We start from the raw sequence: 19,477 nt of genomic DNA on the forward strand, positions 1-19,477 counted from the left end.
GGGCGTACACTGAGCGCGTGATCGACTTCGTCGTCACGGGGCTAAGCGCCAACTCCGTGCCGTATCAGTCGGGTCTCGAGCAGCAGCGTGCCCGGCACGCCGCCGTCGTCGAGGGCCGGGCGCCCGACACTGTCATGCTGCTCGAGCACGAGAGCGTGTACACCGCGGGTAAGCGCACCGAACGGCACGAGCGACCCACCGACGGCACCCCGGTGATCGAGGTCGATCGAGGCGGAAAGATCACGTGGCACGGCCCCGGCCAGCTCGTCGGCTACCCGATCATCCGTCTCGCCGACCCTGTCGACGTCGTGCAGTACGTGCGCCGGCTCGAGGCGATGCTCATCGCCGTTCTCGATGAGCTCGGGATCGTCGGGGCCGGCCGCGTCGACGGTCGCAGCGGCGTGTGGATGCGCGGCACCGACAAGATCGCCGCGATCGGCATCCGCGTGGCCCAGGGCGTGACGATGCACGGCTTCGCCCTCAACTGCTCCAACGGCTTCGAGGCCTACGACGCCATCATTGCGTGCGGCCTCGCCGACGCGGGCGTCACCTCGGTGAGCCGGGAGCTCGGTCGCACCGTGACACCGGCGCAGGTCATCCCGCTCATCGAGCGCCACTTCGGCCCGCTCGTCCACGACATCGTCGGCGTCGCTGTGCCGACCACCGAAGGAGTACCCGCATGACCGCGACCCCCGCCACGCACCCCGCCGAGGGCCGCAAACTGCTGCGGCTCGAGGTGCGCAACGCCCAGACGCCGATCGAGAAGAAGCCCGAGTGGATCAAGACGCGGGCGAAGATGGGGCCCGAGTACTCGGCGCTGCGCTCGCTCGTCGGCGAGCAGAACCTGCACACGGTGTGCCAGGAGGCCGGCTGCCCCAACATCTACGAGTGCTGGGAGGATCGCGAGGCGACGTTCCTCATCGGCGGCAGCCAGTGCACGCGCCGCTGCGACTTCTGCCAGATCGACACGGGCAAGCCCGCCGACTACGACCGTGACGAGCCGCGACGCGTCGCCGAGTCGGTCGTGCAGATGAACCTGCGCTACGCGACCGTCACGGGGGTCGCGCGCGACGACTTGCCCGACGAGGGCGCGTGGCTGCACGCCGAGACCGTGCGGATGATCCACGAGCTCAACCCCGGCACGGGCGTCGAGCTGCTCGCGACCGACTTCTCGGGCAACCCCGAGCTGCTGCGCGTCGTGTTCGACTCGCGCCCCGAGGTCTTCGCGCACAACGTCGAGACGGTGCCGCGCATCTTCAAGCGCATCCGCCCGGCGTTCCGCTACGAGCGCTCGCTCGACGTCATCACGCAGGCGCGCGACTACGGGCTCATCACGAAGTCGAACCTCATCCTCGGCATGGGCGAGACGCGCGAGGAGGTCTCGCAGGCGCTGCGCGACCTGCACGACGCCGGCACCGACATCGTCACGATCACGCAGTACCTGCGGCCGAGCTCGCGCCACCACCCGATCGACCGCTGGGTCAAGCCCGAAGAGTTCGTCGAGCTCAAGGCCGAGGCCGAGCAGATCGGGTTCCTCGGCGTGCTCGCGGGCCCGCTCGTGCGCTCGAGCTACCGTGCGGGGCGCCTGTGGGCGCAGTCGATGGTCGCGAAGGGGCGGCCGATCCCCGAGTCGATGCGCGCGCTGGCCGAGACGACCGAAGGGTTCGCGCAGGCCGTCGGCTGAGCATCCACCCGGGCTCTCAGAGTGAACGCGGCTCGGCCGTAACATCCCGGAAACAATGGGGACACTGCGGGGAAACGCCCTGCGCCTAGTCTCGGAGCCAGGCTGCGATTGCAGTCGTCCGGTACCAAGCTCAGGAGATCTGTCGCATGTTCAGTGATTCTTCCGAGGTGCTGAAGTTCATCAAGGACACGGACGTCAAGTTCCTCGACATCCGCTTCACGGACCTTCCCGGTGTCCAGCAGCACTTCAACATCCCCGCCTCGACCGTCGATGAAGACTTCTTCACGGTCGGCCAGCTGTTCGACGGCTCCTCGATCCGGGGCTTCCAGTCGATCCACGAGTCCGACCTGCAGCTCATCCCGGACGTGTCGACGGCCTACGTCGACCCCTTCCGCACCGAGCGCACGCTCGTCATGGTCTTCGACATCTACAACCCCCGCAACGGCGAGATCTACGCCCGCGACCCGCGCCAGGTGGCCAAGAAGGCCGAGAAGTACCTCGCCTCGACCGGTATCGCCGACACCGCGTTCTTCGCCCCCGAGGCGGAGTTCTACATCTTCGACGACGTGCGCTACGAGGTGAAGCAGAACACCTCGTACTACTCGGTCGACTCGAGCGAGGCGGCCTGGAACACCGGTCGCGTCGAAGAGGGCGGCAACCTCGCCAACAAGACCCCCTTCAAGGGCGGCTACTTCCCCGTGAGCCCGGTCGACCAGCACGCCGACCTGCGCGACGACATCGTCGTGAAGCTCATGGAGGTCGGCCTCGAGGTCGAGCGCAGCCACCACGAGGTCGGCACCGCCGGCCAGGGCGAGATCAACTACAAGTTCGACACGATGGTCTCGGCCGCCGACGACATCCTGAAGTTCAAGTACATCGTCAAGAACACGGCGCTCGAGTGGGGCAAGGTCGCGACCTTCATGCCCAAGCCCCTCTTCGGCGACAACGGCTCGGGCATGCACACCCACCAGTCGCTGTGGAACGAGGGCAAGCCCCTGTTCTACGACGAGGCGGGCTACGGCGGTCTCAGCGACATCGCGCGCTGGTACATCGGCGGCATCCTCAAGCACGCCCCGGCGATCCTCGCGTTCACGAACCCCTCGCTGAACTCGTACCACCGCCTGGTCAAGGGCTTCGAGGCGCCGGTCAACCTGGTCTACTCGGCCGGCAACCGCTCGGCGGCCATCCGCATCCCGATCACGGGCACGAACCCGAAGGCCAAGCGCATCGAGTTCCGCGCGCCCGACGCCTCGGGCAACCCGTACCTCGCGTTCGCGGTGCAGCTCATGGCGGGAATCGACGGCATCGTCAACAAGATCGAGCCGCACGAGCCCGTCGACAAAGACCTCTACGAGCTGCCGCCCGAGGAGGCCAAGGGCATCCCGCAGGTTCCCGGTTCGCTCGAAGAGGCGCTCGTCGCCCTCGAGAACGACCACGAGTTCCTGCTCGCCGGTGGGGTCTTCACCAAGGACCTCATCGAGACCTGGATCGAGTACAAGCGCACCATGGAGATCCTCCCGGCAGCGCAGCGCCCGCACCCGTTCGAGTACGAGCTGTACTTCTCGGTCTAGTTCGAGACTGCCACCACGGCACGAAACGACGGCCCCGTTCCCTCAGGAGCGGGGCCGTCGTCGTGCCTCGTGGATGCTCGCGCTTCGTCACCCGGGGGCGTAGAACCCCTTCTCGAACACCGTGCGGGCGAGCCGCGTCGTGCGCAGGTAGTCCTCCTCCAGCCGCGAGGCTCCCCCGGCCGGGTATCCCATGAGCCGGGCGACCCCCTCGAGCTGCGGGCGATCGACGGGCAGCACGTCGGCCGTCTTGGCGCTCCACAGGGTCAGCGCCGAGCGGGCGCGCGAGGCGATGAGCCACGCGGCGCGCAGACGCTCGGCGTCGATGGGCGGCACGAGCCGAGCATCCACCGCCGCCTGCAGGGCCTCGAGCGTCGAGGTCGTCGCGAGCGCGGGCACCGCCGCGGCGTGCTGCAGCTGCAGAAGCTGCACGAACCACTCCACGTCGCTCAGCGAGCCGCGGCCCAGCTTGAGGTGACGCGCGGGGTCGGCGGCCTGCGGCAGCCGCTCGGCCTCGACGCGGGCCTTGATGCGGCGCACCTCGCGCGCGTCGGCCTCGGGCAGCGAGTCGGGGTACCGCACCGTGTCGGCAAGCGCCGTGAAGTCGCGCTGCAGCGGCTCGTCGCCCGCGACCGCGCGGGCACGCAGCAGGGCTTGCGCCTCCCAGGTGAGCGACCAGCGCTCGTAGTAGGCGCGGTACGAGTCGAGCGACCGCACGATCGCGCCATTGCGCCCCTCGGGCCGCAGGTCGATGTCGAGGTCGAGCGGCAGGCGCAGGTCTTCGGTCAGTCGCTTGAGCTCGTGCACGATGTGCTCGGCTCGCGCCTGGGCGTGCTCGCCCGCTCCTGCGTCGCGGTAGACGTACATGACGTCGGCATCCGAGCCGAACCCCAGCTCGCCGCCGCCGTACCGGCCCATACCGATGATCGCGAACTCGATGCCGTCGCCGTAGCGGTGCACGAGCGACAGCGCCCCCGAGAGCACCGTCGTCGTGACGTCGCTGAGCGCGCGCCCGAGCTGCTCCACCGTGATGACGTCGAGGATGCCCGCGAGGGCCAGGCGCAGCACCTCGCGTCGCCGGGCGGTGCGCAGCGCCTTCGCCGCCGCCTCGATATCGCCGGCGTGACGGTCGACGGTGGCCTGCGCCTCGTCGAGCAGTGCCGCGAGCGGCCTCGGGTGCAGCTCCTCCTCGTTCTCGAGCCAGGCCGCACCCTCGGGGATGCGCTCGAACAGCCCGCCGACGTAGCGCGACGACGCCAGCACGCTCGTGAGCCGCTGCGCCGCCCCGCTCGAGTCGCGCAGCATGCGCAAGAACCAGTAGGTCTCCCCCAGGTCGTCGCTGAGCCGTCGAAAAGCGAGAAGCCCAAAGTCGGGGTCGGCGCCCTCGGCGAGCCACTGCAAGATGACGGGCAGCAGCGTGCGCTGGATCTGGGCGCGCCGCGACACCCCGCTCGTGAGCGCTGCGATGTGGTGCAGCGCTCCGCGTGCGTCGCTGAAGCCGATGGCCGAGAGGCGCGCTTCGGCCTGACCGCTCGTGAGGGCGAGGCCCTCTTCGGGCAGCGCCGCCACGGCCGACAGCAGCGGCCGGTAGAAGAGCTTCTCGTGCAGCGAGCGCACGGCGATCTTGGTCTGCTGCCAGCGCTCGGTCAGCTCGGCGGCCGATGCGGCGAGCCCCGTGGCGCGCGCGAGGACGCGCACGCGGTCGTCGTCGCGCGGCATCAGGTGCGTGCGGGTCATGCGGTCGAGCTGCACGCGATGCTCGATGACGCGCAGCAGCCGGTAGTCGCGCGCGAACGACGCCGCCTCTTCGCGGCCGATGTAGCCGTGCTGGGCGAGCGCGGCGAGCGCCCCGAGGGTATCCGGCTGCCGCACCCGGTCGTCGGTGTGACCGTGCACGAGCTGCAGCAGCTGGATCGTGAACTCGACGTCGCGCAGCCCGCCGGGCCCGAGCTTGAGCTGAACATCCACGTCGTCGGCGGGGATGTGCTCGGTGACGCGCTCGCGCATGCGCTGCACCGAGTCGACGAATCCTGCGCGCTGCGAGCTCGCCCAGACGAACGGGTGCACCGTCGCGCAGTAGCGCGCGCCGAGCTCGGCGTCGCCTGCGAGCGGTCGCGACTTCAGCAGGGCCTGGAACTCCCAGCTCTTCGCCCAGCGCTCGTAGTAGGCGCGGTGCGAGTCGATCGTGCGCACGAGAGCCCCATCTTTGCCCTCGGGCCGCAGGTTGGCATCGACCTCCCACAGCGGCGGCTCGACCCCCGGTTCTTGGATGCCCCGCGCCGTCTCTGACGCCAGTCGCGTCGCGATCTCCACGGCCCGCGCCGGGTCGAGCCCGCCATCGCCGTCGGCGACGTAGATCACGTCGACGTCGCTGATGTAGTTGAGCTCGCGCGCCCCCGCCTTGCCCATGCCGATGACCGCGAGGCGCGTGCGGGCGACCTCGACGGCCGGGAAGGTCGAGGTGCGGCGGGCGAGCAGCAGGCTCGCGTCGATCGCGGCGCCCGCGAGGTCGGCGAGGGCGGCGGCGACGCGCGGCAGAGCCTCGAGCGCGTCGGCATGCTCGAGATCCCACGCCGCGATGCGCAGTAGCCAGCGGCGGTACCGCACGCGCAGGGCCGTGCGCGCCTGCTCCACTTCGGCCGGGGAACCCAGGGGCGCGCCCTCGACGGCGGCGACCAGAAAGCGCCGAAGCTGCTCCGCCGTCGGCGGGGTGCGCAGCGGCTCGCGCAGCGCGAGCAGCTCGGCCGGCCGGCGCCGTACGAACTCCCCCAGGCCCTCGCTCGCGCCGAGCACGCGGATCAGGCGAGCGGCCCAGACCGGGTCGTCGAGCACGGGGCGCAGGGCATCCGGATGCTGCTCGATCAGGCGCCCGAGCAGCCGTAGCGCGCGATCGGGGTCGGCCGCCGCCCCGAAGGCGTCGAGGTGCTGCTCGAGGCCCACGAGGGCGTCGCGAGCTGTGCTGAGCTCGCCGAACCCCAATCGGGCGAACTCGGTCAGTGTCGACGGTTGTCGGGTCATGAGGTGCCCGCGGTGGGGCTAGAGGATCTCGAGATTGCTCTCGAGCTCGTACGGGGTGACCTGCGCGCGGTAGGCGGCCCACTCGCGCCGCTTGTTGAGCAGCACATAGTTGAACACCTGCTCGCCCAGCGTCTCGGCGACGAGCTCGCTCTCCTCCATGAGCCCGAGGGCGCGGTCGAGGCTCGAGGGCAGCGGTTTGTACCCGAGCGCGCGGCGCTCGACCTCGGTGAGCTCCCACACCGTGTTCTCGGCCTCGGGCGGCAGCTCGTAGCCCTCTTCGATGCCCTTCAGGCCCGCCGCGAGCAGCAGCGAGAAAGCGAGGTAGGGGTTGGCGGCCGAATCCATGCCGCGGTATTCGACGCGCGCGCTCTGGCCCTTGCCGGGCTTGTAGAGCGGCACGCGCACGAGCGCCGAGCGGTTGTTGTGCCCCCACGTGACGTAGCTCGGGGCCTCGTCACCCGTCCAGAGTCGCTTGTACGAGTTGACGAACTGGTTCGTGACGGCCGTGATCTCGGGCGCGTGCGTGAGCAGGCCCGCGACGAACTGGCGGCCGATCTTCGACAGCTGGTACTGCCCCGCCGGGTCGAAGAACGCGTTCGTGTCGCCCTCGAAGAGCGAGAGGTGCGTGTGCATGCCCGATCCCGGATGCGCGGCCAGAGGCTTGGGCATGAACGTGGCGTAGACGCCCTGCTCGATGGCCACCTCTTTGACCACGGTGCGGAAGGTCATGATGTTGTCGGCCGTGGTGAGGGCGTCGGCGTAGCGCAGGTCGATCTCGTTCTGACCGGGGCCCGCCTCGTGGTGGCTGAACTCGACCGAGATGCCGAGGTCTTCGAGCATGCGCACGGCGCGGCGACGGAAGTCGTGCGCGGTGCCGCCCGGCACGTTGTCGAAGTAGCCGGCCGCGTCGACGGGCTGCGGGCCCTTGGGGCCGTACTTGCTGCTCTTGAGCAGGTAGAACTCGATCTCGGGGTGCGTGTAGAAGGTGAACCCGCGGTCGGCCGCGCGCGCGAGCGTGCGCTTGAGCACGTGGCGCGGGTCGGCGGCGGCGGGCTGACCGTCGGGGGTCGTGATGTCGCAGAACATGCGCGCGGTCGGGTCGACCTCGCCGCGCCACGGGAGGATCTGGAAGGTCGTGGGGTCGGGGTGCGCGAGCACGTCGGCCTCATAGGCCCGCGAGAAGCCTTCGATGGCCGAGCCGTCGAAGCCGAGCCCCTCGGCGAACGCCCCCTCGACCTCGGCGGGCGCGACGGCGACCATCTTGAGCGTGCCCACCACATCGGTGAACCAGAGGCGCACGAACTTGACGCCGCGCTCCTCGATCGTGCGAAGAACGAAGTCGCGCTGCTTGTCCATGCCGCCCATTCCGGTGCTCACATCTCTCCCTCGGTCGACACAAAATCCCGCCATTAGGCTAACGGGTATGCCCCGCCTCCGCTTGGCCCTCGCCCAGTCGAACCCCATCGTCGGAGACCTCGCGGGCAACGCCGAGCAGATCGTCGCGGCTGCTCGATCGGCCGCCGCACAGGGCGCCGACCTGCTCGCGCTCGGTGAGATGGCCCTCACGGGCTACCCCATCGAAGACCTCGCCTCGCGCCCCTCGTTCCTCGTCGATGCGGGTCGCGCGGTGACGGCGCTCGCGGCCCGCCTCGAGGCCGAGGGTCTCGGCGCGCTGCCGGTCATCGTCGGCCACCCCGACGGTCCGCACGAGCCGCGCCTGCTCGGCACCTCGAACGCGCCCACGGCGATCGCGCAGAACTGCGCGAGCGTGCTGCAGGGCGGTCGCGTCGTCGCCCGCTACGCCAAGCACCACCTGCCCAACTATGGTGTGTTCGACGAGTACCGCATCTTCATCCCCGGCGACGAGCTGCTCGTGCTGCGGCTCGGCGGGGTCGATGTCGCGCTCATCATCTGCGAAGACCTGTGGCGCGACGGCGGCCCCGTCGGCCGCGTGCTCGAGTCGGACGCCGGCGTGCTGCTCGTCATCAACGCCTCGCCCTTCGAGCGCGATAAAGACGAAGTGCGGCTGCCGCTCGTCACCCGCCGCGCCACCGAGACGAGCACCGTCGTCGCTTACGTCAACATCGTCGGCGGGCAAGACGACCTCGTGTTCGACGGCGACAGCGTCGTCGTCGACGAGCGGGGCGGCATCCTGGCCCGGGCCCCCCAGTTCGTCTCGCACCTCCTGGTGGTCGAGGTGGATGCGGCCGACGCGACCGACACCGAGCTGCCCCCGAACGTGCGGCGGGTCGAGCTCGTGGGCGGCGGCGCCTCGAGCGAGCATCCGGTGACCGTCGACATCGCCGCATTGCCAGATGACCGCGAGCAGCTGTGGAACGCCCTCGTCACCGGCACGCGCGACTACGTGCGTAAGAACGGGTTCCGCAGCGTCGTGCTCGGGCTCTCGGGCGGCATCGACTCGGCCGTGTGCGCGGCCATCGCCGCCGACGCGATCGGCGCCGAGAACGTCTACGGCGTCTCGATGCCCTCGCGCTACAGCTCCGACCACTCGCGCAGCGACGCCGATGATCTGGCCGAGCGCATCGGGCTGAACTACTCCGTCGAGCCCATCGCCGACCTCGTGCAGCCGGTCGAGACCCAGCTCGCGCTCGACGGCGTGGCCGCCGAGAACCTGCAGGCGCGCATCCGGGCCATCATCCTCATGGGGCTGTCGAACATGCACGGGCACCTCGTGCTCACGACGGGCAACAAGACCGAGCTCTCGGTGGGGTACTCCACGATCTACGGCGACTCGGTCGGCGGGTTCGCGCCGATCAAGGATGTGCCGAAGCTGCTCGTGTGGGAGCTCGCGCGCTGGCGCAATGAGGCCGCGATCGCGCGGGGTGAGACCCCGCCGATCCCCGAGAACTCGATCGCGAAGCCGCCGAGCGCCGAGCTGCGGCCCGGCCAGGTCGACCAAGACACCCTGCCGCCGTACGAGGTGCTCGACGCCATCCTCGAGGCCTACGTCGACCGCGAGCTCGGGCGCGACGATGTCGTCGCCCTCGGTTTCGAGGCGGAGACGGTCGACTTCGTGACGCGGCTCGTCGACCGCTCGGAGTGGAAGCGGCGCCAAGGGGCGATCGGCCCCAAGATCTCGGGCATGGCCTTCGGGCGCGACCGGCGGATGCCGATCACGTATCGCCCCACGCGGTAGCCCCCGGGCTAGGGTGGTCGGCATGGCTGAGGCACCGAAGCGCGTCCGCACCCGTCACTTCGCTCGGGCGAAGGAGCAGGGCATCAAGATCACGGGGCTCACGTCGTACGACGTGCTCACCGCGCAGATCTTCGACGAGGCCGGCATCGACTTTCTGCTCGTCGGCGACTCGGCGGGCAACACCGTGCTCGGCTACGACACGACGCTACCCGTCACGATCGACGACCTCATCCCGCTCACGCGCGGCGTCGTGAGCGGCGTCAAGCGCGCGCTCGTCGTCGCCGATATGCCCTTCGGCTCGTACGAGACGGGGCCCGAAGAGGCCTTGCACACGGCCTTCCGCTTCATGAAGGAGACGGGCGCGCACGCCGTGAAGCTCGAGGGCGGGGTGCGGTCGGCCAAGCAGATTCGCCGCATCGTGTCGGCGGGCATCCCGGTCATGGCCCACATCGGCTTCACGCCGCAGAGCGAGCACGGGCTCGGCGGCCACGTCATCCAGGGGCGCGGCGAGGCGGCCGAGCAGCTGCTCGCCGACGCGCACGCGGTCGAAGAGGCCGGCGCGTTCGCCGTCGTGCTCGAGATGATCCCCGCCGAGGTGGCGAAGCGCATCACGGCCGAGCTGAGCATCCCGACCATCAGCGTCGGCGGCGGCCCGCACTGCGACGGCCAGCTCGTCGTCTGGACCGACTGGGCGGGCCTCACGGGCGGGCGCATCCCCAAGTTCGTCAAGCAGTACGCGAACCTGCGCCAGGTGCTGCGGGATGCCGCGCTCGCGTACAAGGCTGACGTTGAGTCGGGCGCCTACCCCGACGAGGCGCACAGCTACAGCGACGCGACGGCCGAGCAGGCGCTGCGCGACCGCACCGAGTAGGCGCTACTCCTCTTCGTCGGCCGCCCAGGCGCGAGCGCGCTCGCGGGCGATCTCGGGGGCGCGACGGGCGTCGGCTTCGGTCGGGTACGGGCCGTCGCGGTCGCTACCGAGCGACAGCGGGCCGTGCTCGACCTCACCGGTCTTGTGGTTGTACCACCACTGCTGCTCAGCCTCGTGGGCCATGGGCCGCTCCCCTCGCTCGGTAGACTCGACCCTATGCCTCGCGACGCCTCCGGTCACCTCGTCGCCGGGCGACTCTCGCCGCAGCGCACGGTGCCGCTGAGCATCCCGCGCCCCGAATACGTGGGCAAGGCCGCGCCCGCCCCGCACGTCGGCGGCGACGTCTACGACGCCGAGACGATCGAGCTCATCCGGCACAGCGGCCGCATCGCCGCGCAGGCCGTCGAGGCCGTCGGCGCCGCGATCGCGCCCGGCGTCACGACCGACGAGCTCGACCGCATCGCGCACGAGTTCCTGCTCGACCACGACGCCTACCCCTCGACGCTCGGCTATCGCGGCTACCCCAAGTCGTGCTGCACGAGCCTTAACGAGGTGATCTGCCACGGCATCCCCGACGACACCGTCATCGCCGATGGCGACATCGTCAACATCGACATCACCGCCTACGCGAACGGCGTGCACGGCGACCTCAACAAGACCTTCATCGCCGGCGAGGCGAGCGACGATGCTCGGCTGCTCGTCGAACGCACGCAGGAGGCCCTGAACCGCGGCATCAAGGCCGTCGCACCCGGGCGCGAGATCAATGTCATCGGGCGCGCCATCGAGGCCTACGCGAAGCGCTTCGGCTACGGCGTCGTGCGCGACTTCACGGGCCACGGCGTGGGGCGCTCGTTCCACTCGGGGCTCATCGTGCCCCACTACGACGCCGCGCCCGACTACTCCATCGTGATGCAGCCCGGCATGGTCTTCACGATCGAGCCCATGCTCACGCTCGGCGACATCGCGTGGGATCTGTGGGCCGACGACTGGACGGTCACGACGAAAGACAAGACCCTCAGTGCCCAGTTCGAGCACACGCTCGTGGTCACCGAGCGCGGGGCCGACATCCTCACCCTTCCGTGAGCGCCGCCCGCACGCGCCACCGCAACGACAGGAGAACCGCATGACGCTCGCGATCGGCATCGATATCGGCGGCACCGGCATCAAGGGGGCCGTCATCGATCTGGATGCGGGCGAGCTCGTCAGCGACCGCATCAAGCACCCCACTCCTGAGGGCGGCGAGCCCGAAGCCATCATCGAGACGGTCGCGCTGCTCGTCGACGAGCTCGGCACCGACGGCGTCGCGCACATCGGCGTGTGCTTTCCCGCCATCGTGCGCAACGGCCGCACCATGTCGGCGGCCAACGTCAGCGAGCGCTGGATCGGCCTGGACGCCGACACCCTGTTCGGCGAGGCCCTCGGCCGCGACATCCACTTCGTCAACGACGCGGATGCGGCCGGGTACGCCGAGACCCTGTCGGGCGCCGCGCGCGACCGGCGGGGACTGGTGATCATGACGACGCTCGGCACGGGCATCGGCAGCGCGTTCATCTACGACGGCGTGCTCATCCCGAACTCCGAGCTCGGCCACCTCGAGCTCGACGGCCGCGACGCCGAGGACTGGGCCGCCAACTCAGCGCGCGAGCGCGAGGGGCTGTCGTTCGCGCAGTGGGCAGAGCGCCTCACCCGCTACTACCGCCACGTCGAGTTCTTGTTCTCGCCCGACCTCTTCATCATCGGCGGCGGCGTCTCGAAGCAGCACGAGGAGTTTCTGCACCTCATCGACGTCACGACGCCGATAGTGCCGGCCGTGCTGCGCAACAACGCCGGCATCATGGGCGCTGCGGCGCTCGCCGCGCGCCACGCCCGCTGACCCCGGGGAGGCTCGGCCCCGCTGGCGACCGCGAAACAGCCCGTTTCTCGCATGTGATCCCGAACGTTTGGGCTGACGTGCGAGAAACGGGCTGAACCGCGCGCTGGAGCGGGGAGCGCCGGTCACTTCTGACCGGCGCCGCCTAGCTGCGGCGGAACTGATTGACGAGCGGGCAGTCGAAGGGGTCGCGGGCAGAGAGGCCGACGCGGTTGAGGTAGTCGATGACGATGCCGTACGAGCGGAACACGCCCGTCTCGGTGTACGAGATGCCCGTGGCCTGCGCGTACTCGCGCACGATCTCGCGCGCCTTGCCGAGCGCGGGGCGCGGCATGTTGGGGAAGAGGTGGTGCTCGACCTGGTGGTTGAGCCCGCCGAACAGCACGGTCGCCCACCAGCCGCCCTTGAGGTTGCGCGAGGTGAGGATCTGGCGGTGCAGGAAGTCGAGCGAGGTGTCGTTCTCGAGGATGGGCATGCCCTTGTGGTTGGGGGCGAAGGACGCTCCCATGTACACCCCGAAGACCGCGAGCTGCACGCCCAGGAAGGCGAAGGCCATGCCGAGGGGCAGGAACCAGAACAGCACGGCCACGTAGAGCGACAGCCGCAGGGCGATGAGGCCCAACTCGAGGAAGCGGTGCTCGACGCGGCCCTTGTCGAAGAGGCTCAGGATCGACCGGAAGTGCAGGTTGATGCCCTCGAGCGTGAGCAGCGGGAAGAACAGCCAGCCCTGATTGCGGGTGATGAGCGCGAAGGCACCCTTCGACTTCGCGGCGTCTTCGGGCAGGAACGCGATCGTGTCTTGCTCGATGTCGGGGTCGGCGCCCTTCTGGTTGGGCTTCGCGTGGTGGCGCGAGTGCTTGTGCATCCACCAGTGGTAGCTGATGCCGACGACAGCGGTGGCGAGGATGCGGCCGACCCAGTCGTTGACCTTGCCCGAGGCGAAGATCTGGCGGTGCGAGGCCTCGTGCGTGACGAACGCGATCTGCGTGAGCACGATGCCGAGCGCGCCGGCCATGAGCAGCTGGAACCAGCTGTCGCCGAGCAGCACCATGCCGGTGATGACACCGCCGAGCGCGACCGCGAGGCCCGCGAACACGGCGTAGTAGAAGCCCTCGCGGCGGCGCAGGAGGCCGCCGTCGCGCACCGTGCGCATGAGCGCCGAGTACGAGGCGGTGAGGGGCACAGCGTTGGGGTCGCGGGGCGTGGTCGTGCGCAGGGCGCCGAGCATGCCGGAATCGGCACCGGAGGAGGCGAGAGAGGTCATGAGGCCTTCGGGGTCGGAGTGCGACTTCCCAGCCGGCGCGAGGTGCAGGCCGTTGCCTGCGAGATACTCCGACTCTACGCACCCGCGTATGCCGAACGCGGAATGACAGGCCGATTCATAGCGGAGGCTTGCCTTGCTTGAGCAAGGTGAGGGAGCGCGGTTGACTGGCGGCATGAGCGAGCAGTCCAGCGACCCGACCAACCACACGCCGCACGATGCCGAGCCGCACGATCGCGGAGCGTTCAGCGACGGCCTCAACAAGCTGCGCGCGGGCGTGCTCGGCGCCAACGACGGCATCGTCTCGGTGGCCGCGGTTGTCGTCGGCGTGGCCGGCGCGACGAGCGCCCTCGCCCCCATTGTGACGGCGGGCGCCGCGGCCGTCGTCGGCGGGGCGATCTCGATGGCACTCGGCGAGTATGTCTCGGTCGCGAGCGCGCGCGACAGCCAGACAGCACTCATCGCGAAAGAGCGGCAAGAGCTGGCCGAGATGCCCGAGCAAGAACTGGCCGAGCTCGCGAGCATCTACCAGGCCAAGGGCCTCTCGCCCGCGACGGCCCAGAAGGTCGCCGAAGAGCTCACGGCGCACGACGCCCTCGGCGCGCACCTCGAGGCCGAGCTGCACATCGACGAGAACGAGGTGCTCAAGCCCTGGCAGGCGGCGATCGCCTCCGGCGTCGCCTTCCTCGCGGGCGCCGTGCTGCCCATGCTCGCCATCCTGCTGCCGCCGCCCGAGCTGCGCATCCCCATCACCTTCATCGCGACCCTCGCCGCCCTCGGCATCACGGGCGCCCTCGGCGCCGTGCTCGGCAAGAGCCCGTGGCTGCGGCCGACCGTGCGCGTGCTCGTGGGCGGCGCCCTCGCGCTCGCCGTGACGTTCGGCATCGGCGCGCTGCTCGGCACCCAGATCGCCTAGCGTCTCGACGCCGGGCGCACCGACCGCGGCCGGTATCCTGGCGTGTGCCTTCTGACCTGCCCGAGCTTCCCGACGACCGCGGTATCGACCCCGACGACCTCGCGACGACGCTGCGGGTACTGAGCACGCTGCACGAGCTCGACCACGAGCATCCCGACTTCATCGCGGTGCGCCACGCGACCGCGCACATGTTCCGCGCCGTCAAGGTTCACCGCCGCCTGACGAAGCGCGCCGAGGTGCTCGCCGCCGACAAGTCCGTCATCGAAGCCACCGCGACGGGTTCACCCGATCGCATCGACGACGAGACCCGCGGCGTCGACATCAGCTCGTCGACCGAGGCGCCCTTCGCGGGCGAGCTCACGCGCCCGCAGGCCTGCTACATCTGCAAGCAGCCGTACACGCTCGTCGACGCCTTCTACCACCAGCTCTGCCCCGACTGCGCGCGCGTCAACCACGCGAAGCGGGATGCCCGAACCGACCTCAGCGGACGCCGCGCCCTGCTCACCGGCGGCCGCGCCAAGATCGGCATGTACATTGCCCTGCGCCTCCTGCGCGACGGGGCGCACACGACGATCACGACGCGGTTCCCGCGGGATGCCGTGCGCCGCTTCTCCGCCCTCCCCGACGCGGCCGACTGGATCGACCGGCTGCGTGTCGTCGGCATCGACCTGCGCGACCCGGCCCAGGTCATCGGGCTCGCCGAGTCGGTCGCCGCGGCCGGCCCGCTCGACATCATCATCAACAACGCCGCGCAGACCGTGCGCCGCTCCCCCGGCGCGTACCAGCCGCTCATCGAGGCCGAGCTCGCTCCTCTGCCCGACGGGCCGCTGCCCGAGCTCGTGACGTTCGGCCACACGATGGATCCGCACCCGCTCGCCCTCGCCGAGTCGGTCGCCGCCCACCCGATCCTCTCGGCGGCCGCGGCGAAGGCCGAGCAGCTGACGCAGGCGGCGATGACCGCCGGCAGCGCATCCCTCGCCAAGCACCGCGACGGCACGGCGATCGACGCCGGTGGCCTCGTGCCCGACCTGCACGACGTCAACAGCTGGACGCAGGCGGTCGGCGACGTCGAGCCGCTCGAGATGCTCGAGGTGCAGCTGGCCAACTCGGTCGCGCCGTTCATCCTCGTCGACCGGTTACGACCGTCGCTCGCGGCCTCGCCCTTCGCGCGCACCTACGTGGTCAACGTGAGCGCCATGGAGGGCGTCTTCGGCCGCGGCTATAAGGGCCCCGGCCACCCGCACACGAACATGGCCAAGGCCGCGATGAACATGCTGACGCGCACGAGCGCACGCGAGATGTTCGAGACCGACGGCATTCTCATGACGAGCGTCGACACGGGCTGGATCACTGACGAGCGCCCGCACCCCACGAAGCTGCGGCTCGCCGAGGAGGGCTTCCACGCCCCGCTCGACCTCGTCGACGGCGCCGCGCGGGTCTACGACCCGATCGTGCGCGGCGAGGCGGGCGACGACCTCTTCGGGGTGTTCCTCAAGGACTACCGGCCGTCACAGTGGTAGGCGACGCAGTGGTGAGCGCGGCATCCGGAACCGACTGAGGCAAGTGGGTCGGCCGATACGCCGGGTTCTGTTCCAGGAATCGCTTCCCTTCGACGGCCATCTCTCTCGACGTGACGTTGCCGGCACGTTCTAGCGGTCTACCCGACACCTCGGCGAGCAGCGTCAACGGTGTCTGTCTGACCTTGCTCCGGGCGAGGTTTACCTAGCGAGCCCGATCACTCGGGCCCCTGGTGGTCTCTTACACCACCGTTTCACCCTTACCGCCGGCCGAGGCCGGAGGCGGTCTGCTCTCTGTTGCACTGTTCTCGCGGATTTCTCCGGGTGGGTGTTACCCACCGCCCTGCTCTACGGAGCCCGGACGTTCCTCGGCGAGGCCGTTCCCCTCGCGGGGCGTGCGCTCGACGCGACCGTCTGGCCGGCCCACTTGCGCTCTCAGGATACGCCCGGCGCGCCGTCAGCGTGCCCGATGGCGGCGACGCAGCGTCTCCTCGGCGACCGAGACGGCGATCGATCGTCCGCGAACGGCCCGACGATAGTTCGGACGGATGCTCGAAAGCCAGATGCGCACGACACGATCGAGATCATCGCGAGCCGTCTCTGATTGCTCGGTGCTGAACGCACCTACGGGCGGCGGCTCGGCCAGCGGATCGTCGGATGAGTGAATCGGCATCGACACGGGGGCACGACCTTCCGGAGCACGGCACGAGTGCGCCGAGGTCTGGGGCGTGCGCTCAGGCTACCGCGGCGCCCGCTCGAACGCGGGCCCGGCGGGTCACGATTCGACTGTCGTTCTCGGAGACGAGCCGCCGAGAATGCCCGGGAGCGTGCGGTCTGCGACCTGCTGGGCGACGTCGCGCAACGACATCCGGTGTGCCCGCGCGTAGTCGCGAAGCGTCGCGAAGGCCTCGTCCATATCGAGTGAGGCGGTGGCCGCCAGTACCCCCTTGGCCTGTTCGATGAGCACGCGGCTCTCGAGCGCGCGCTGCAGCTGCTCGTTGAGGATGTGGGTCTCGCGGATGCTGCGCTCGTGCAGGATTCCGATTGTCGCGATATCGGCCAGGGCCTGCGCGATGACCGCGTCGGCCTCGGTGGGCCCACCCGGCTCGACGCTGAAGAGGTTCATCGCGCCGAGCACCTCGCCGCGCAGGCGCATCGGCGTCGCGAAGACGGCCCGGAACCCCTGGGCACGCGCCGCCTCTTGGAAGACCGGCCAGCGATCGCCCTCGACGAGGATGTCAGCGACCGTGACCGGCGAACCCGTCGTGAAGGCGTCGACGCACGGCCCGACTCCAGCACTGAGCTGCATGATCTCGACGAGCTGGGCCTGCTCGCTCGTGGAGGCGACGAGCTGCAGGTCGCCGTTCTCGTCGGCGATGACGAGCCCGCCCGCGTCGACGTCGAGCAGCGCAACGCACTCAGTGACGAGCGTGTGCAGCAGGTCGATCATGTCGAAGTTGTCGGTCAGCGTGTCGGCGACCCGCACGAAGGCGTCAGCGACCCGCTGTTCTCGAGACATCTCGCTCACGTGGAGTCCTTCGGTCAGGATGCACCGCCCGCAGGGGCAGGCGGCGTGCGGTGGACGGTCGTCTCGGGCGCCAGCCCGCGGCTCGAGTGGGGACGAGTCTACGCCCGTGCAGCGCCGATCGAGGCGATGGGCCGTACACTGGGCCTCCCGACGCTGCCCACCCTCCGTGGTCGTGGCCCCGCCGGCCGACCAAGGCGGGAACCCCATGGCAGAGCGTCACCCGTCCCAGGGCGCGCACGTGCGGCACCCCGACCGATGGGGGCTGTGCGGCCCGTTCATGACGCAGCTGCCCGTCTCGGGGGCGTTGCTTTCGGTCGTCGATCGGCACGGTCACCGCGCGACAGTGCGAACGACCGACCCGGTGGCGGCGCGCTGGGACGAACTCGAGCTGGAGCTCGGTGCTGGACCCTTGCACGACGCGATGGTCGATTCCCGCCCCCAACTCGTCCCCGACGTCGCGCACAGCGCCATGACACCGCTGCTCGCGTCGCCGCTCGCTCGGCTCGGCGTGCGAGCGCTCTTCGCCTTCCCGCTCATCATGGGCTCGGCGACGGTCGGCGTCGCGGGGCTCTACCGCAACCGGCCCGGCGCACTCTCTGCGGAATCGCTCAGCAGGGCGATCGCGCTCGCGCGATCGGCGACCGTACCCGCCGTGCAAGAGGCGCTACGGCTCGCCGAGAGCGAGGTCGACACTGACGAGCGCGAGACCCGGCCGGGCTTGCGCCGCGAAGTGCACCAGGCGACGGGCATGATCAGCGCGCAGCTCGACGTGTCGACGACCGAGGCGTTCGCCCGGTTGCGCGCCTACGCGATCACGACGAACCGCTCGATCTCGGCTGTCTCGCTCGACGTCGTCGCGCGCACGATCGACTTTCTCGACCTCGACTGAGCGGCTGGGCTCAGCGCGAGAACGAGGCGCGCGCATCCATCGCGTCGTTCGCGCACTTGTCGGCGCGCGAGTTCTGCAGCCGAGGCACCCACTCGAAGCGCACGGGGGTGCCGCTGAGCACCGTGCGCGCCTCGGCGGCGAGCTCAGCCATGGCCGGGTGCTTGATCTTCCAGCGGCCCATCATCTGCTCGACGACGAGCTTGCTGTCCATGCGGATCGTCAGCTCGGCGTCGGGGTCGAGCTCGAGCGCCCGGCGCACGCCCGCGAGCATGCCGCTGTACTCGGCGACGTTGTTCGTCGCCGTGCCCACCCACACGCCGACCTCGGCGATGACTTCGCCGGTGGCGGGGTCGATCACGACGGCTCCCCCGGCAGCGGGGCCCGGGTTGCCCCGCGAGCCTCCGTCGGCCTCGACGAGCAGCTCGCGGCTCACAGGCCGCTCTCGTCGGTGCGCACGAGGATCGCGTTCGAGTCGGGGCACAGCAGCACCGCATCGGGCGCGGCCGCGCGCACGGCGGCGAGGTCGCTGCCGGTGAGCTCGACACCGCTCGCGCTCGAGATGCGCGCACGCAGGTGCGAGGCGCCGACGCCGTAGCGCTCGCGCTGCTTCTCGTAGAGCGCCATGAGGTCGTCGGGCACGGTCGCGACGATCGCGGCGCGCTGCGAGCGCGCTGCAGCGGCCTCGGCCGTGATCGTCGCGAGGGCGGCGTCGCGCGCGGCCTCGGCGTCGGCGAGCTGCTGCTGGTGGGCCTCGAGCGACGCCGTCGCCGATGCGAGCTCGGTCTCGATCGCCTCGACCTTCTCCATGACCGAGAGCTCGATCTCTTCGAGATCGCCGAGCCGGCCGCGCAGCGACTCGAGCTCGTGCTCGAGACCCGCGATGTCTTTCACCGATGAGCTCGCCTGCAGGCGCTCGCCGTCGCGGGCGATGCGGGCCTCGACGATGGCGACGTCGCTCTCGACCCGGCCGAGCTCGATGCGCGCATCCTCGAGCTCGCCGCGGCGCTGGATGACGAATTCGCGCATGACGTCGGCCTCGGCCGACAGGGCGTCGACGACCGCCCGCTCGGGCAACGCGCGCTCGCGGTGCGCGAGCTGCTGCAGCGTCGTGTCGAGCGCCTGCACGTCGAGCAGGATGCGCTGGGCGTCGGGGCTGGCGGTCAGGGCCATGCGGGGCTCACCTGGTCTCTCGAGGTCG

At 70.2% G+C, this 19,477-nt stretch carries 18 protein-coding genes and 1 other RNA gene; 10 read left to right on the top strand and 9 right to left on the bottom strand.

The features are described 5' to 3' along the window. Window positions 1-17 precede the first annotated feature (17 nt). From lipB to glnA, 3 genes are all read left to right on the top strand, one after another. Window positions 18-683: a lipoyl(octanoyl) transferase LipB gene (gene lipB / locus ACK4HH_RS01720; RefSeq protein ID WP_409647749.1), complete on the top strand. Its 666-nt coding sequence runs from the start codon at window positions 18-20 to the stop codon at window positions 681-683. Next, complete coding sequence (gene lipA, locus ACK4HH_RS01725; protein WP_409647752.1) at window positions 680-1,684, top strand: lipoyl synthase; 1,005 nt, start codon at window positions 680-682, stop codon at window positions 1,682-1,684. The genes lipB and lipA overlap by 4 nt, the downstream gene beginning before the upstream one ends. Window positions 1,685-1,830: 146 nt before the next feature. Further along, window positions 1,831-3,255 carry a type I glutamate--ammonia ligase gene (gene glnA, locus ACK4HH_RS01730; RefSeq protein ID WP_409647756.1) on the top strand — a complete coding sequence of 475 codons (1,425 nt, stop codon included), beginning with the start codon at window positions 1,831-1,833 and terminating at the stop codon, window positions 3,253-3,255. An 87-nt stretch (window positions 3,256-3,342) separates the two neighbouring features. On the opposite strand, the gene ACK4HH_RS01735 is transcribed toward glnA, so the two are convergent. Both ACK4HH_RS01735 and ACK4HH_RS01740 read right to left on the bottom strand, forming a co-directional pair. Beyond that, window positions 3,343-6,270, bottom strand: coding sequence for a bifunctional [glutamine synthetase] adenylyltransferase/[glutamine synthetase]-adenylyl-L-tyrosine phosphorylase (locus ACK4HH_RS01735; RefSeq protein WP_409647760.1), 2,928 nt, complete (start codon window positions 6,268-6,270; stop codon window positions 3,343-3,345). Between the two features lie 18 nt (window positions 6,271-6,288). Then, window positions 6,289-7,626 carry a glutamine synthetase family protein gene (locus ACK4HH_RS01740; RefSeq protein ID WP_409647981.1) on the bottom strand — a complete coding sequence of 446 codons (1,338 nt, stop codon included), beginning with the start codon at window positions 7,624-7,626 and terminating at the stop codon, window positions 6,289-6,291. Between the two features lie 67 nt (window positions 7,627-7,693). Between ACK4HH_RS01740 and ACK4HH_RS01745 the strand changes: the two genes are divergently transcribed. Both ACK4HH_RS01745 and panB read left to right on the top strand, forming a co-directional pair. Next, window positions 7,694-9,427, top strand: coding sequence for an NAD+ synthase (locus ACK4HH_RS01745; protein ID WP_409647763.1), 1,734 nt, complete (start codon window positions 7,694-7,696; stop codon window positions 9,425-9,427). Window positions 9,428-9,449: 22 nt separating this feature from the next. After that, window positions 9,450-10,298, top strand: coding sequence for a 3-methyl-2-oxobutanoate hydroxymethyltransferase (gene panB, locus ACK4HH_RS01750; protein WP_409647766.1), 849 nt, complete (start codon window positions 9,450-9,452; stop codon window positions 10,296-10,298). Window positions 10,299-10,301: 3 nt separating this feature from the next. On the opposite strand, the gene ACK4HH_RS01755 is transcribed toward panB, so the two are convergent. Beyond that, the gene (locus ACK4HH_RS01755; protein WP_409647769.1) at window positions 10,302-10,481 is read right to left on the bottom strand and encodes a methionine aminopeptidase; all 180 of its coding nucleotides are present in this window, start codon (window positions 10,479-10,481) and stop codon (window positions 10,302-10,304) included. Window positions 10,482-10,514: 33 nt separating this feature from the next. Between ACK4HH_RS01755 and map the strand changes: the two genes are divergently transcribed. Both map and ppgK read left to right on the top strand, forming a co-directional pair. Further along, a complete protein-coding gene (map, locus tag ACK4HH_RS01760; RefSeq protein ID WP_409647772.1) occupies window positions 10,515-11,381 on the top strand; it encodes a type I methionyl aminopeptidase in 867 nt (288 codons plus the stop codon). 40 nt (window positions 11,382-11,421) lie between these two features. After that, window positions 11,422-12,171: a polyphosphate--glucose phosphotransferase gene (ppgK, locus tag ACK4HH_RS01765; protein ID WP_409647775.1), complete on the top strand. Its 750-nt coding sequence runs from the start codon at window positions 11,422-11,424 to the stop codon at window positions 12,169-12,171. Between the two features lie 142 nt (window positions 12,172-12,313). Here ppgK and ACK4HH_RS01770 read toward each other — a convergent pair whose 3' ends face one another. After that, complete coding sequence (locus ACK4HH_RS01770) at window positions 12,314-13,432, bottom strand: fatty acid desaturase family protein (RefSeq protein WP_409647778.1); 1,119 nt, start codon at window positions 13,430-13,432, stop codon at window positions 12,314-12,316. 172 nt (window positions 13,433-13,604) lie between these two features. On the opposite strand from ACK4HH_RS01770, the gene ACK4HH_RS01775 reads away from it, so the two are divergent. Next, the gene (locus ACK4HH_RS01775; RefSeq protein ID WP_409647780.1) at window positions 13,605-14,345 is read left to right on the top strand and encodes a VIT family protein; all 741 of its coding nucleotides are present in this window, start codon (window positions 13,605-13,607) and stop codon (window positions 14,343-14,345) included. A gap of 44 nt (window positions 14,346-14,389) precedes the next feature. Then, window positions 14,390-15,865 carry an SDR family NAD(P)-dependent oxidoreductase gene (locus ACK4HH_RS01780; RefSeq protein ID WP_409647782.1) on the top strand — a complete coding sequence of 492 codons (1,476 nt, stop codon included), beginning with the start codon at window positions 14,390-14,392 and terminating at the stop codon, window positions 15,863-15,865. A 40-nt stretch (window positions 15,866-15,905) separates the two neighbouring features. On the opposite strand, the gene rnpB is transcribed toward ACK4HH_RS01780, so the two are convergent. The 3 genes from rnpB to ACK4HH_RS01795 form a co-directional block, all read right to left on the bottom strand. Then, window positions 15,906-16,288, bottom strand: an RNA gene (gene rnpB / locus ACK4HH_RS01785) — RNase P RNA component class A. Between the two features lie 31 nt (window positions 16,289-16,319). Next, a complete protein-coding gene (locus ACK4HH_RS01790) occupies window positions 16,320-16,541 on the bottom strand; it encodes a hypothetical protein (protein ID WP_409647783.1) in 222 nt (73 codons plus the stop codon). 96 nt (window positions 16,542-16,637) lie between these two features. Further along, window positions 16,638-17,381 (bottom strand): ANTAR domain-containing protein, encoded by a 744-nt coding sequence (locus ACK4HH_RS01795; RefSeq protein ID WP_409647983.1) that lies wholly within the window; start codon window positions 17,379-17,381, stop codon window positions 16,638-16,640. Between the two features lie 214 nt (window positions 17,382-17,595). Between ACK4HH_RS01795 and ACK4HH_RS01800 the strand changes: the two genes are divergently transcribed. Continuing rightward, window positions 17,596-18,279, top strand: a complete 684-nt coding sequence (locus ACK4HH_RS01800; protein WP_409647785.1) for a GAF and ANTAR domain-containing protein — start codon at window positions 17,596-17,598, stop codon at window positions 18,277-18,279. 10 nt (window positions 18,280-18,289) lie between these two features. On the opposite strand, the gene ACK4HH_RS01805 is transcribed toward ACK4HH_RS01800, so the two are convergent. After that, window positions 18,290-18,712, bottom strand: coding sequence for a reverse transcriptase-like protein (locus tag ACK4HH_RS01805; RefSeq protein ID WP_409647786.1), 423 nt, complete (start codon window positions 18,710-18,712; stop codon window positions 18,290-18,292). Continuing rightward, window positions 18,709-19,449, bottom strand: a complete 741-nt coding sequence (locus ACK4HH_RS01810) for a zinc ribbon domain-containing protein (RefSeq protein WP_409647788.1) — start codon at window positions 19,447-19,449, stop codon at window positions 18,709-18,711. The genes ACK4HH_RS01805 and ACK4HH_RS01810 overlap by 4 nt, the downstream gene beginning before the upstream one ends. Window positions 19,450-19,477 lie beyond the last annotated feature (28 nt).

Source organism: Microcella sp. (assembly GCF_046296455.1).
In the GTDB taxonomy this organism is placed as follows: Bacteria; Actinomycetota; Actinomycetes; order Actinomycetales; family Microbacteriaceae; genus Microcella.

Excerpts from the sequence above, each read along its gene's own strand:
- ACK4HH_RS01810 (WP_409647788.1), bottom strand. The coding sequence starts at position 19,449 with ATGGCCCTGACCGCCAGCCCCGACGCCCAGCGCATCCTGCTCGACGTG.
- ACK4HH_RS01745 (WP_409647763.1), top strand. The coding sequence starts at position 7,694 with ATGCCCCGCCTCCGCTTGGCCCTCGCCCAGTCGAACCCCATCGTCGGA.
- ACK4HH_RS01740 (WP_409647981.1), bottom strand. The coding sequence starts at position 7,626 with ATGGACAAGCAGCGCGACTTCGTTCTTCGCACGATCGAGGAGCGCGGC.
- map (WP_409647772.1), top strand. The coding sequence starts at position 10,515 with ATGCCTCGCGACGCCTCCGGTCACCTCGTCGCCGGGCGACTCTCGCCG.
- ACK4HH_RS01775 (WP_409647780.1), top strand. The coding sequence starts at position 13,605 with ATGAGCGAGCAGTCCAGCGACCCGACCAACCACACGCCGCACGATGCC.
- glnA (WP_409647756.1), top strand. The coding sequence starts at position 1,831 with ATGTTCAGTGATTCTTCCGAGGTGCTGAAGTTCATCAAGGACACGGAC.
- ppgK (WP_409647775.1), top strand. The coding sequence starts at position 11,422 with ATGACGCTCGCGATCGGCATCGATATCGGCGGCACCGGCATCAAGGGG.
- ACK4HH_RS01735 (WP_409647760.1), bottom strand. The coding sequence starts at position 6,270 with ATGACCCGACAACCGTCGACACTGACCGAGTTCGCCCGATTGGGGTTC.
- lipA (WP_409647752.1), top strand. The coding sequence starts at position 680 with ATGACCGCGACCCCCGCCACGCACCCCGCCGAGGGCCGCAAACTGCTG.
- ACK4HH_RS01795 (WP_409647983.1), bottom strand. The coding sequence starts at position 17,381 with ATGTCTCGAGAACAGCGGGTCGCTGACGCCTTCGTGCGGGTCGCCGAC.
- ACK4HH_RS01755 (WP_409647769.1), bottom strand. The coding sequence starts at position 10,481 with ATGGCCCACGAGGCTGAGCAGCAGTGGTGGTACAACCACAAGACCGGT.
- ACK4HH_RS01800 (WP_409647785.1), top strand. The coding sequence starts at position 17,596 with ATGGCAGAGCGTCACCCGTCCCAGGGCGCGCACGTGCGGCACCCCGAC.
- panB (WP_409647766.1), top strand. The coding sequence starts at position 9,450 with ATGGCTGAGGCACCGAAGCGCGTCCGCACCCGTCACTTCGCTCGGGCG.
- ACK4HH_RS01770 (WP_409647778.1), bottom strand. The coding sequence starts at position 13,432 with ATGACCTCTCTCGCCTCCTCCGGTGCCGATTCCGGCATGCTCGGCGCC.